12 protein-coding genes are annotated in these 12,832 nt (G+C 53.0%); 7 read left to right on the forward strand and 5 right to left on the reverse strand.

The genetic code is table 11. From position 1 onward, the window contains the following. Window positions 1-56 precede the first annotated feature (56 nt). Window positions 57-623 (reverse strand): elongation factor P, encoded by a 567-nt coding sequence (efp, locus tag QQZ17_RS03180; protein WP_046494350.1) that lies wholly within the window; start codon window positions 621-623, stop codon window positions 57-59. Window positions 624-664: 41 nt separating this feature from the next. On the opposite strand from efp, the gene epmB reads away from it, so the two are divergent. Both epmB and yjeJ read left to right on the forward strand, forming a co-directional pair. Further along, window positions 665-1,693: an EF-P beta-lysylation protein EpmB gene (gene epmB / locus QQZ17_RS03185; RefSeq protein WP_152401635.1), complete on the forward strand. Its 1,029-nt coding sequence runs from the start codon at window positions 665-667 to the stop codon at window positions 1,691-1,693. A 162-nt stretch (window positions 1,694-1,855) separates the two neighbouring features. Further along, window positions 1,856-2,722 carry a YjeJ family protein gene (gene yjeJ / locus QQZ17_RS03190; RefSeq protein ID WP_152401633.1) on the forward strand — a complete coding sequence of 289 codons (867 nt, stop codon included), beginning with the start codon at window positions 1,856-1,858 and terminating at the stop codon, window positions 2,720-2,722. 81 nt (window positions 2,723-2,803) lie between these two features. Here the strand turns inward: yjeJ and QQZ17_RS03195 are convergent, their stop codons facing one another. The 3 genes from QQZ17_RS03195 to QQZ17_RS03205 form a co-directional block, all read right to left on the reverse strand. Beyond that, window positions 2,804-3,157, reverse strand: coding sequence for a DUF4156 domain-containing protein (locus QQZ17_RS03195; RefSeq protein WP_046494343.1), 354 nt, complete (start codon window positions 3,155-3,157; stop codon window positions 2,804-2,806). A 252-nt stretch (window positions 3,158-3,409) separates the two neighbouring features. Then, window positions 3,410-5,056: a chaperonin GroEL gene (gene groL, locus QQZ17_RS03200; RefSeq protein WP_152401630.1), complete on the reverse strand. Its 1,647-nt coding sequence runs from the start codon at window positions 5,054-5,056 to the stop codon at window positions 3,410-3,412. Window positions 5,057-5,099: 43 nt separating this feature from the next. Beyond that, the gene (locus tag QQZ17_RS03205) at window positions 5,100-5,393 is read right to left on the reverse strand and encodes a co-chaperone GroES (RefSeq protein WP_152401628.1); all 294 of its coding nucleotides are present in this window, start codon (window positions 5,391-5,393) and stop codon (window positions 5,100-5,102) included. A 272-nt stretch (window positions 5,394-5,665) separates the two neighbouring features. Between QQZ17_RS03205 and yjeH the strand changes: the two genes are divergently transcribed. Beyond that, on the forward strand, window positions 5,666-6,916 hold the full coding sequence (gene yjeH, locus QQZ17_RS03210) for an L-methionine/branched-chain amino acid transporter (protein ID WP_152401626.1): 1,251 nt from the start codon (window positions 5,666-5,668) through the stop codon (window positions 6,914-6,916). A gap of 73 nt (window positions 6,917-6,989) precedes the next feature. Here the strand turns inward: yjeH and QQZ17_RS03215 are convergent, their stop codons facing one another. Next, window positions 6,990-7,466 (reverse strand): FxsA family protein, encoded by a 477-nt coding sequence (locus QQZ17_RS03215; protein WP_042321350.1) that lies wholly within the window; start codon window positions 7,464-7,466, stop codon window positions 6,990-6,992. A gap of 340 nt (window positions 7,467-7,806) precedes the next feature. Between QQZ17_RS03215 and aspA the strand changes: the two genes are divergently transcribed. The 4 genes from aspA (at window position 7,807) to QQZ17_RS03235 (ending at window position 12,807) form a co-directional block, all read left to right on the forward strand. Next, window positions 7,807-9,243 carry an aspartate ammonia-lyase gene (aspA, locus tag QQZ17_RS03220; RefSeq protein WP_042321348.1) on the forward strand — a complete coding sequence of 479 codons (1,437 nt, stop codon included), beginning with the start codon at window positions 7,807-7,809 and terminating at the stop codon, window positions 9,241-9,243. Between the two features lie 114 nt (window positions 9,244-9,357). After that, window positions 9,358-10,659: an anaerobic C4-dicarboxylate transporter DcuA gene (gene dcuA / locus QQZ17_RS03225; RefSeq protein WP_046494335.1), complete on the forward strand. Its 1,302-nt coding sequence runs from the start codon at window positions 9,358-9,360 to the stop codon at window positions 10,657-10,659. Between the two features lie 118 nt (window positions 10,660-10,777). Then, window positions 10,778-11,125: a divalent cation tolerance protein CutA gene (gene cutA, locus QQZ17_RS03230; RefSeq protein ID WP_152401624.1), complete on the forward strand. Its 348-nt coding sequence runs from the start codon at window positions 10,778-10,780 to the stop codon at window positions 11,123-11,125. Then, a complete protein-coding gene (locus QQZ17_RS03235; RefSeq protein WP_152401621.1) occupies window positions 11,101-12,807 on the forward strand; it encodes a protein-disulfide reductase DsbD in 1,707 nt (568 codons plus the stop codon). The genes cutA and QQZ17_RS03235 overlap by 25 nt, the downstream gene beginning before the upstream one ends. Window positions 12,808-12,832 lie beyond the last annotated feature (25 nt).

A 12,832-nucleotide genomic window follows, 5' to 3' on the forward strand; every position in this document is an offset into this window, starting at 1 on the left:
TTTAGGCTTTGTCCTGCAACTCGAATTATTTAGGGTATAAATGGAAATAACGCGGATTATTTAACGCGGGAGACGTACTCGCCTGAACGCGTATCCACTTTAATCACTTCGCCAATCTGAACGAACAGAGGCACTTTCACCACTGCGCCAGTAGACAGCGTGGCCGGCTTACCACCCGTACCTGCGGTATCGCCTTTCAGACCCGGATCGGTATCAACGATTTCCAGTTCAACAAAGTTCGGCGGCGTCACAGAGATAGGCTGACCGTTCCACAGGGTCACGATGCACTCAGCCTGATCCAGCAGCCATTTCGCGTTATCACCTACCGCTTTCTCATCAGCAGCCAGCTGTTCGAAAGTTTCGTTGTTCATGAAGTGATAGAACTCACCGTCGTTGTACAGGAAAGTCAGGTTCATATCGACCACGTCTGCGCCTTCGGCGGAGTCGGTGGATTTGAAGGTTTTCTCAACGCGGGTGCCGGTCAGCAGGCGACGCAGCTTAACGCGCGCGAATGCCTGGCCTTTACCTGGTTTAACGAATTCGCTGGCTTCAACCGCATACGGTTCACCGTCCATCATGATTTTAAGACCAGCACGAAAATCGTTGCTATAGTACGTTGCCATAAGGCCCTCTGAAAATTGTTAACTGGTAGCTAAGCCACAAAATGGCGCATATTGTAACCCTAAATACCCCATCCAGAGAAGATTGGTTATCGCAACTTGCCGATGTTGTGACCAATCCCGATGAACTCCTGCGTCTTTTGAATATAGACGCAGATGAAAAACTGTTGGCCGGGCGTGATGCCAGACGTCTGTTCGCTCTGCGCGTGCCACGTGCCTTTATCGCGCGAATGGAAAAAGGCAATCCTGACGATCCGCTTTTACGTCAGGTACTTACCTCCGAGGATGAGTTTATTGCCGCGCCGGGTTTCTCCACCGATCCGCTTGAGGAACAACACAGCGTCGTACCGGGACTGCTGCATAAATACCGTAACCGGGCGCTGCTGTTGGTGAAAGGTGGCTGTGCGGTAAATTGCCGCTATTGCTTCCGCCGCCACTTCCCGTATGCGGAAAATCAGGGAAATAAGCGAAACTGGCAGGCCGCGCTGGACTACATTAGCGCGCATACCGAGCTGGATGAAATCATTTTCTCCGGCGGCGATCCGCTGATGGCCAAAGATCATGAGCTGGACTGGCTGCTCACGCAACTGGAAGCCATTCCCCATATCAAACGCCTGCGTATTCATAGTCGCCTGCCCATTGTCATCCCTGCGCGAATTACCGGGGAGCTGGTTGACCGCTTCACCCGTTCTTCGCTGCAAATCTTGCTGGTGAATCACATCAACCACGCCAACGAAGTCGATGAGTCCTTCCGGCAGGCGATGGCAAAACTGCGCACCGCAGGCGTTACGCTGCTCAATCAAAGCGTTCTGCTACGCGGCGTCAATGATAACGCCCGGACGCTGGCGAACCTCAGCAACGCACTGTTTGATGCGGGCGTCATGCCCTATTATCTGCATGTGCTGGATAAGGTTCAGGGCGCCGCGCATTTCATGGTGACAGACGATGAAGCCCGCCAGATTATGCGCGAACTGCTCACGCTGATATCGGGCTATATGGTGCCCAAACTGGCGCGGGAAATTGGCGGCGAGCCCAGTAAAACGCCACTGGATTTACAGCTGCGTCAGCAATAACTTCTCAAACAGGTGTCCACTTCCGGACACCTGCTACCAAAACCCCCGGTTCCCCCCTCCCTGTATGTTATTTTAGCGTCGCCTTGCGAACTATATATTTAAAAATCATATCTATAAGTCACAACCAATCGCTGAATTTATCATTGGTGAGGGAGAACCTTTATGGCTATTAGTATCAAAGGGGTTAATACGGGTGTTATCCGTAAAGCTAACGAATTCATAGCGCTGGCGCTGAAAATTAAAGAACCGAGGAACAAGGAATCGCTGTTTTTTCTGCCCGCACTGGAATTACGCGATCTGCTGATCGCCGTAGAGAGTCGTCTGCATCAGAAGCAGCAACTGGGCGTCGCTGAACGTCAGCATTACGAAAAAACGCGCGATGTTATCAGCAAGAAAATGCAGGAAAACATACCTGCGATGGTGGAAGACGAACTTCGACATGCAGATATTCATCGCCGCGTCACCGCCGTCGCCTTAACCGATGGAAGCAGCGACACCTTAACGCTGACCTTCACGCTTCACGATGGCAATACCTGCATCCTGCAGGTGAACGAATTGCAGATTGAGATTTTGGTGTACGCCATTATTCGGGCGATAGAGAACGCTGGCATGCGGGAGCTGGCGCTGCGAATCTCTTCGCTGCTGGACTTTTTACCGCTGTATGATGCGGACTGCCTGGACCATGAGCGACTGGAATACGACGCCTATACGCAGCCAGAGTGGAAGCACTCGCTTTTCACACATTATCTTGCGGTGCTCTACCGTTTTACGGGTGAAACAGGAAAGGAGCAGTTCAGCGGCGCCATCGTGAAAACCCGCGTTCAGTCTGGTAGCCAGGAGACGGAAGCCATTTTACGGCGTTTACTCGACTTTAGCCCGAGACTGAAAAAGCTGGCAGGTAAGCCGTGTCAGGTCTTTGTCAGAACGCTGACGGCGAATAAAACGCAAACGCTAACCCAGGAGCAATGCCTGCGCGCGCTGCATCATTTACGGGTTCAGTCCGTTAATACGACAGCACAACACGCCTGATGGCGCGACGCTTATCAGGCCTACAGGTGTGAGCACAGGCCTGATAAGAGGAATACCCGGCAACCACAGACACAAAGTCTATTAGTTAGGGCACTTATAAACCTGACCAATCATCTCACTGGCCGTTGGGACAAAGCTGGATAACATGCTCTGACTCGGGCTGCTGACGCCATAAATCACGTTGCCGCCCATGGCTGCCGCCTGGTTGCGCAGGTCATTTGCCGCACCACGCATAGAGCCGCCTTCTTCACCGTGCTGACCTGAAAGCCAGTTGCTCTGCTTACCGGTTGCCGTGCCAATTAGCTGACATTCAGCGCCAGGCTTATCTTCAACAAAGCGAACGCTTTGTCCTGCAGAACTCAGTTCGCTGCTGGAGCTACAACCCGCCATCAGTAGCGCGGCACCGACAATCCCTGCAAAATATTTCGCGTGCATGTTATTCCCCATAATCAATGAGCTGGACGTTTTGTCCGTCACTGAATCTTATACTAAAAAGATGACCAAAAGAAAAACCCCCGAACATTTCTGCCCGAGGGTTTCTCATTTTTCGCGAAATGCTGATTTAATCGAATAATTCAGGTTGCAGGCAGGCGGCAAGTTTATGATTCCCCGGGAGCTTACATTAGTAAGTGACCGGGGTGAATAAACGCAGCCAACGCACCTGCGGCTTGAAGTATGAAGATTAAATTACATCATGCCGCCCATACCACCCATGCCGCCCATACCACCAGCAGCACCTAAGTCAGGCGCGTCGCCTTTCGGCAGGTCGGTCACCATGCACTCAGTGGTGATCATCAGGCCAGCCACAGATGCCGCGTACTGCAGAGCAGAACGGGTCACTTTGGTTGGATCCAGGATACCCATGTCGATCATGTTGCCGTATTCTTCAGTTGCAGCGTTGTAACCGTAGTTACCGTCACCCGCTTTCACGGTGTTAGCCACAACAGACGGTTCTTCGCCGCAGTTCAGCACGATCTGACGCAGCGGGGATTCCATTGCGCGCAGCGCAACTTTGATACCCACGTTCTGGTCTTCGTTCTGACCACGCAGTTCAGACAGTTTGCTTGCTACGCGAATCAGCGCGACACCGCCACCGGCAACCACACCTTCTTCTACCGCAGCACGGGTCGCGTGCAGGGCATCTTCAACGCGGGCTTTCTTCTCTTTCATTTCAACTTCGGTCGCTGCACCGACTTTGATGACGGCCACGCCGCCTGCCAGTTTCGCTACGCGTTCCTGCAGTTTTTCACGGTCGTAATCAGAAGTCGCTTCTTCGATCTGCTGACGAATCTGAGTCACACGACCCTGGATTGCCGCTTCGTCACCCACGCCATCGATGATGGTGGTGGTGTCTTTGTTGATCACAACGCGTTTTGCCTGGCCCAGGTCTTCCAGAGTCGCTTTTTCCAGCTCCATACCGATCTCTTCAGAGATAACAGTACCGCCAGTCAGGGTTGCGATATCCTGCAGCATCGCTTTACGACGATCGCCGAAGCCAGGAGCTTTAACCGCAGCCACTTTCACGATGCCGCGCATGGTGTTAACCACCAGGGTCGCCAGCGCTTCGCCTTCCACATCTTCAGCGATGATCAGCAGCGGTTTGCCTGCTTTCGCAACGGCTTCCAGAACCGGCAGCATTTCGCGGATGTTGGAGATTTTCTTGTCAGCCAGCAGGATGAACGGGCTTTCCAGTTCTACTGCGCCAGTTTCCGGCTTGTTGATGAAGTACGGGGACAGGTAGCCACGGTCGAACTGCATACCTTCAACCACGTCCAGTTCGTCCTGCAGACCGGTACCGTCTTCAACGGTGATCACGCCTTCTTTACCGACTTTATCCATCGCTTCAGCGATCAGTTTACCCACGGTTTCGTCGGAGTTAGCGGAGATGGTACCCACCTGAGCAATGGCTTTAGAGTCAGAGCACGGTACGGACAGCGCTTTCAGTTCTTCAACCGCAGCCGCAACCGCTTTGTCGATACCACGCTTCAGATCCATCGGGTTCATACCCGCAGCAACGGCTTTCAGACCTTCAGTGATGATGGACTGAGCCAGTACGGTCGCGGTGGTGGTACCGTCGCCCGCTGCGTCGTTCGCTTTAGAGGCAACTTCTTTCACCATCTGCGCGCCCATGTTTTCGAACTTGTCTTCCAGTTCGATTTCACGTGCGACGGAAACACCATCTTTGGTGATGGTCGGTGCACCGAAGGATTTATCCAGAACCACGTTACGGCCTTTCGGACCGAGGGTAACTTTCACTGCGTCTGCCAGTACGTTTACGCCGCGCAGCATTTTCACACGAGCGTCGTTACCGAATTTTACGTCTTTAGCTGCCATTTTCTCTTTCCCTTAAATTCGTATGTTCAGTGTCGTTCGCGGATTACGCTTCAACAATTGCCAGAATGTCGCTTTCAGACATGATCAACACTTCTTCATTGTCGATCTTCTCAGATTTCACACCGTAACCATCGTTGAAAATCACGATGTCGCCGATTTTCACATCCAGCGGTTGCACGGTACCGTTATCCAGGATGCGACCCTTACCGACAGCGATGATTTCGCCACGAGTTGATTTACCCGCTGCAGAACCGGTCAGAACGATGCCGCCAGCAGATTTGGACTCAACTTCTTTACGTTTAACGATCACGCGATCATGTAACGGACGAATACTCATTGATAGCTCTCCTTTGAGAAGGTCTTTATCAGTTATGGGTGACGCCGGCCCGTTAAGGTTCCCGGCTAGTGACCAGAGAGATGGGGATGGGGTTTTGCCCCTTCAAGGGGCAATGTGAAAAAAAATTTTCTTCAGGCAAAAATCCTGCAAAAACCGTACTTATCTCACATTTCTCGCCTATTTAATCGCTGGCGTCATAAGCAAATCTGATTGTGATAACATCGAAAACCTGCGCAGTTGCCTGGAATCCAGGCGCAAACGGATAACAACTCATGAGTGGACTGAAACAAGAGCTTGGACTGGCTCAGGGCATTGGCCTGTTGTCGACATCATTATTAGGAACAGGCGTGTTTGCCGTCCCGGCCCTGGCGGCACTGGTGGCAGGTAATAACAGCCTGTGGGCCTGGCCCGTTTTGATTGTTCTGGTGTTTCCCGTTGCGATTGTTTTTGCCCTGTTAGGCCGCCACTATCCCAGCGCAGGCGGCGTCGCCCATTTCGTCGGTATGGCATTTGGCCCACATCTCGAACGGGTCACCGGCTGGCTGTTTCTGTCCGTTATCCCCGTGGGGCTTCCCGCGGCGCTGCACATTGCTGCCGGGTTTGGTCAGGCGATGTTTGGCTGGCACGACGGGCAACTGTTGCTGGCCGAGCTCGGCACCCTGGCGCTGGTGTGGTTCATCGGCTCACGCGGGGCCAGCTCCAGTGCAAACCTGCAAACGGTGATTGCGGGTCTAATTGTGGCACTGATTGTCGCCATCTGGTGGGCAGGCGACCTCAAACCGACAGAAATATCTTTCCCTGCGCCAGGCGATATTGAGATGTCAGGGCTGTTCTCCGCGCTGTCGGTGATGTTCTGGTGTTTCGTCGGTCTGGAAGCGTTCGCCCATCTGGCCTCTGAATTCAAGGATCCCGAACGGGATTTCCCGCGTGCGCTGATGATTGGTCTGCTGCTGGCCGGTTCAGTCTACTGGGCCTGCACCGTTGTCGTTCTGCATTTTGACGCCTATGGCGAAACGATGGCGGCAGCGGCCTCGTTGCCGAAAATCGTGGTGCAACTGTTTGGCGTTCAGGCGTTGTGGGTAGCCTGTGTGATCGGTTATCTGGCCTGTTTTGCCAGTCTCAACATTTATATACAGAGTTTTGCCCGTCTGGTGTGGTCACAGGCGCAGTACAAACCAGACCATTACCTTGCCCGCCTCTCTCACCGCCATATTCCGCGCAACGCGCTCAATGCCGTGCTGGGCTGTTGCGTGGTCAGTACGCTGTGCATCTATGCGTTGGCGATCAATCTCGATGCGCTCATCGTCTACGCGAACGGCATCTTTATTATGATCTATCTGTTGTGCATGCTGGCAGGCTGTCGCTTGTTGAAAGGTCGGTATCGCGCGCTGGCGATGGTGGGTGGATTATTATGCCTTCTTTTGTTGGCGATGGTCGGCTGGAAGAGTCTGTATGCGCTGATTATGCTGGCAATACTGTGGCTGTTTTTGCCGAAACGGAAGATGGCTGAACATCAGGGATAGACCGGATAAACGCAAGAGCCCGGTGGCGTTTATGCTTACCGGGCCGACAAGTCTACAATGTCTTTAGATGTCATCAGTCGCGACGATCGTCTTTATGTTCGATACGGTCACGCTCGTCGTCTTTGCGCTGGAACTCGCCGTCAAAGGTATCGCCACCGCCCGTTCCGGCGCTAAAGCCGCCACCTGGCATCCGGGAAAAACGCAAATGCGGCAGCAGCTTCATCGTCAGGTGCTTCTGCACAGGCGGTAGTAAAAGGAGAAGACCGAGGAAGTCGGTGAAAAAGCCTGGCAGCAACAGCAACAGGCCCGCGATGATCAGCGAAACACTCTTAATCATCTCTTCAGCAGGGCTCTCTCCTGCCGCCATTTTCTGCTGCATCAACAAAAAGTTCTTAAATCCCTGATTACGTACCAGCGACATCCCAATGACTGAGGTAAAAATCACCAGGATGAGCGTCATCAGTACACCCATAACATGGGCGACCTGGATGAAGATAGAAATCTCAATATAAACATAGAGAAAGACTGCAAGTAACGGTATCCAGCGCAAAAGGTTTCTCCTCAAACGGCCGCCGTGATGCGCACGTCGGCCCGAAAATAGTTGCGATTCGCATTAGTCGGATGTAGGGGTAGTTCACAAAATTTCAAGCTGTTTACGCACTTATTTTTAGAGTTAATCCTAAAGCGGTGACCTATTTCACAAAATAATAATTAAGGAGTAATTTACCACACTTAAAGTGATCCAGATTACGGCACAATTTCTGGAGCAGAATATGATCTCGTTGACCAGACCGATGTAGGGGATAATCGTCGGTCAAGAAACAATCGAAACCACATATATTCTGTGTGTTTAGTGCATTCATTGGCAGCTTTAAATAAAGAAGGTTCACATGTTAAACAACATTCGTATCGAAGAAGATCTGTTGGGTACCAGGGAAGTTCCAGCCGAAGCCTACTATGGTGTTCACACTCTGAGAGCGATTGAAAACTTCTACATCAGCAATAACAAAATCAGTGACATCCCTGAGTTTGTGCGCGGCATGGTAATGGTTAAGAAGGCAGCTGCGCTGGCAAACAAAGAGTTGCAGACCATTCCTAAGAGTGTAGCGAATGCCATCATTGCCGCATGTGATGAAGTCCTGAATAACGGCAAATGCATGGACCAGTTCCCGGTAGACGTTTACCAGGGCGGTGCAGGCACCTCCGTCAACATGAATACCAACGAAGTGCTGGCCAATATCGGGCTGGAGCTGATGGGTCACCAGAAAGGTGAATATCAGTACCTGAACCCGAACGACCACGTGAACAAATGTCAGTCTACTAACGACGCTTACCCAACCGGTTTCCGCATCGCCGTTTACGCTTCTATCGTTAAACTGGTCGACGCCATCAACCAACTGCGTGAAGGTTTCGAGCGTAAAGCTGTCGAGTTCCAGGACATCCTGAAAATGGGTCGTACCCAGTTGCAGGATGCGGTTCCGATGACCCTGGGTCAGGAATTCCGCGCTTTCAGCGTACTGCTGAAAGAAGAAGTGAAAAACATCGAACGTACCGCTGAACTGCTGCTGGAGGTTAACCTCGGCGCAACGGCTATCGGTACTGGTCTGAATACTCCGAAAGAGTACTCTCCGCTAGCCGTACAGAAACTGGCTGAAGTGACCGGTTTTGCCTGCGTTCCGGCTGAAGACCTGATCGAAGCGACCTCTGACTGCGGCGCTTACGTTATGGTACACGGTGCCCTGAAGCGCCTGGCTGTGAAGATGTCCAAAATCTGTAACGACCTGCGCTTGCTCTCCTCTGGCCCACGTGCTGGCCTGAACGAGATCAACCTGCCGGAACTGCAGGCGGGCTCTTCTATCATGCCGGCGAAAGTGAACCCGGTCGTACCAGAAGTCGTCAACCAGGTGTGCTTCAAAGTCATCGGTAACGACATCACCGTCACCATGGCGTCTGAAGCCGGTCAGCTGCAGCTGAACGTGATGGAACCCGTGATTGGTCAGGCGATGTTTGAATCCATTCACATCCTCAGCAACGCCTGCTACAACCTGCTGGAGAAATGTGTTAACGGTATCACCGCTAACAAAGAAGTGTGCGAAGGGTATGTCTACAACTCTATCGGTATCGTCACTTACCTCAACCCGTTCATCGGCCACCACAACGGCGACATCGTTGGTAAGATTTGCGCCGAAACCGGTAAGAGCGTACGTGAAGTGGTGCTGGAGCGCGGTCTGTTGACTGAAGCTGAGCTGGACGATATTTTCTCCGCACAGAACCTGATGCACCCGGCTTACAAAGCAAAACGTTATACTGATGAAAGTGAACAGTAATCGTACAGGGTAGTACCAAGGAGGGCACGTCAGATGACGTGCCTTTTTTCTTATAAGAAGTTACTAAATAACAACAATTTAATATCAACTTGTTAAACAACAAGGAAGGCTAATATGATAGTTGTCGAACTTATCATTGTTTTGCTGGCAATCTTTTTGGGCGCCAGACTTGGGGGCATCGGGATTGGATTTGCAGGTGGACTGGGTGTTCTGGTTCTTGCCGCTATCGGCGTGAAACCGGGTAATATCCCGTTCGATGTCATTTCCATCATCATGGCGGTCATTGCTGCTATCTCCGCGATGCAGGTTGCGGGCGGTCTGGACTATCTGGTTAACCAGACAGAAAAACTGCTGCGTCGGAACCCGAAATACATCACGATCCTTGCACCGATCGTGACCTATTTCCTGACTATCTTTGCAGGTACCGGGAACATCTCCCTGGCAACGCTGCCGGTTATTGCTGAAGTTGCGAAGGAACAGGGCATCAAGCCTTGCCGTCCGCTCTCTACCGCCGTGGTGTCCGCTCAGATTGCGATCACTGCATCGCCAATCTCCGCAGCGGTCGTTTACATGTCTTCAGTGATGGAAGGTCATGGCATTAGCTACATCCACCTGCTGTCCGTGGTCATTCCGTCCACGCTGTTGGCAGTGTTGGTGATGTCTTTCCTGGTGACCATGCTGTTCAACTCCAAACTCTCTGACGATCCGGTGTACCGCAAGCGTCTGGAAGAAGGTTTGGTTGAACTGCGCGGTGAGAAGCAGGTTGAAATCAAACCGATGGCGAAAAACTCCGTCTGGATGTTCCTGCTGGGCGTAGTGTGCGTAGTCGTTTATGCGATCGTCAACAGCCCGAGCCTCGGTCTGGTTGAGAAACCGCTGATGAACACCACTAACGCTATCCTGATCATCATGCTGAGCGTCGCGACGCTGACCACTATCCTGTGCAAAGTGGAAACTGACGCTATCCTCAACTCCAGCACCTTCAAAGCCGGTATGAGCGCCTGTATTTGTATCCTGGGTGTTGCATGGCTGGGTGATACTTTCGTCTCTCACAACATTGACTGGATCAAAGACACTGCAGGTGAAGTGATTCAGGGCCACCCGTGGCTGCTGGCGGTGATCTTCTTCTTTGCTTCTGCGCTGCTGTACTCTCAGGCAGCAACCGCTAAAGCACTGATGCCGATGGCGCTGGCGCTGAACGTTTCTCCGCTGACTGCCGTTGCCTCTTTCGCTGCGGTTTCTGGTCTGTTCATTCTGCCAACTTATCCAACGCTGGTTGCGGCGGTACAGATGGATGACACCGGGACAACACGTATCGGCAAATTCGTCTTTAACCACCCGTTCTTCATCCCAGGTACGCTGGGTGTGGTACTGGCGGTCTGCTTCGGCTTCCTGCTGGGCAGCTTCATGCTGTAAGTGTTACCTGCGGGGCGTGTTCGCGCCCCGCATTTCCCTCCCTTTGTCTAACATCCTTTCCTCGTCCGTTGTATAGTGACCACTCTTTTGCGGGTCATTCTGTTCATTCGAGGTGTTTATGCATGATGTTAGTCGTCAGGATATCTCCCTCCCCGATGCCGTTGTTGTGCTCTGCACCGCGCCGGATGAAGCCACAGCCCAGGATCTGGCAGCCAAAGTGCTGGCAGAAAAACTGGCGGCCTGTGCCACGATTATTCCCGGTGCAACCTCGCTGTATTACTGGGAGGGGAAACTGGAGCAGGAATACGAAGTCCAGATGATCTTAAAAACCTCGGTGATACATCAGGATGCCTTACTCGACTGCCTGAAGTCTCATCACCCGTATCAAACGCCCGAACTTCTGGTTTTACCCGTTACTCATGGAGACAGTGATTACCTCTCATGGCTCAACGCATCCTTACGCTGATCCTGCTTCTTTGCAGCACATCAACTTTTGCCGGACTTTTCGACGCGCCGGGTCGCTCGAATTTTGTCCCTGCTGACCAGGCCTTTGCCTTTGACTTTCAGCAAAACCAACACGATCTGAATCTCACCTGGCAGGTGAAAGACGGGTATTACCTGTATCGCAAGCAGATCAGTATTACCCCTGCTCAGGCAGAAATCGCGGAAGTCACTCTGCCGGCGGGCGTCTGGCATGAAGATGAGTTCTACGGTAAAAGCGAAATTTATCGCAATACGCTCACGATCCCGGTGACCATCAACCAGGCGCAATCAGGCGCGACGCTAACGGTAACGTATCAGGGCTGTGCCGACGCGGGTTTTTGCTATCCGCCGGAAAGCAAAACCGTGCCGTTAAGCGCGGTGATCGCCAGTGTGGATCCGAAACCGGCTACACCAGCAGCGGCACAGCCGCCGCAACCGGAAAACGCGCCAGCGCAACTTCCCTTTTCCGCCCTGTGGGCGCTGCTGATCGGCATTGGCATCGCCTTTACCCCCTGCGTGCTGCCGATGTATCCACTGATTTCCGGCATCGTACTTGGCGGTAAACAGCGTCTTTCTACTGGACGCGCACTGCTACTGACATTCATCTATGTGCAGGGAATGGCGCTGACCTATACCGCTCTGGGTCTGGTGGTGGCCGCCGCCGGATTGCAATTCCAGGCCGCCCTTCAGCATCCCTATGTCTTAATCGGTCTGGCAGTGGTCTTTACCCTGCTTGCCCTGTCGATGTTCGGCCTGTTCACCCTGCAACTGCCCTCGTCGCTGCAAACACGCCTTACGCTGATGAGTAACCGCCAGCAGGGCGGTTCCGCGGGCGGCGTTTTTGCCATGGGCGCGATTGCCGGGCTGATTTGTTCGCCGTGTACGACCGCGCCGCTCAGCGCCATCTTGCTGTACATCGCCCAGAGCGGGAACCTGTGGCTCGGCGGCGGTACGCTGTACCTCTACGCGCTGGGAATGGGGCTGCCGCTGATGCTGGTCACCGTTTTTGGTAACCGTCTGCTGCCAAAAAGCGGGCCGTGGATGGCGCAGGTCAAAACGGCGTTTGGCTTTGTTATCCTCGCGCTGCCGGTCTTTTTGCTGGAGCGCATCATCGGTGATACGTGGGGTTTACGCCTGTGGTCGCTGCTGGGCGTGGCCTTCTTTGGCTGGGCGTTTATCACCAGTCTGCAAGCAACACGTGGCTGGATGCGCCTCGTACAGATAATTCTGTTGGCGGCGGCGCTGGTCAGCGTACGTCCGCTCCAGGACTGGGCGTTTGGCACAACGGTGACGCAGGCGCAGGCGCATCTGGACTTCAAACCGGTGGCAAGCGTTGAGGAACTCAATCAGGCGCTGGTCGAGGCGAAAGGCAAACCGGTTATGCTGGACCTGTACGCCGACTGGTGTGTAGCCTGTAAAGAGTTTGAAAAGTACACCTTCAGCCATCCGCAGGTAAAGCAGGCGCTGGGCGATACGGTGCTGTTACAGGCTAACGTCACCGCCAATAACGCGCAGGATGTGGCGCTGCTGAAGCATTTGCAGGTATTAGGACTGCCAACCATCCTGTTCTTTGATGCACAAGGTCAGGAGCACCCGCAGGCACGGGTAACGGGCTTTATGGATGCGGCGACGTTTAGTGCGCATTTGCACGATCGCCAACCGTGAGCGACACTTTCAGAGGTAAAGACGG

The organism is Citrobacter sp. T1.2D-1 (assembly GCF_950098555.1).
Taxonomy (GTDB): domain Bacteria; phylum Pseudomonadota; class Gammaproteobacteria; order Enterobacterales; family Enterobacteriaceae; genus Citrobacter_A; species Citrobacter_A telavivensis.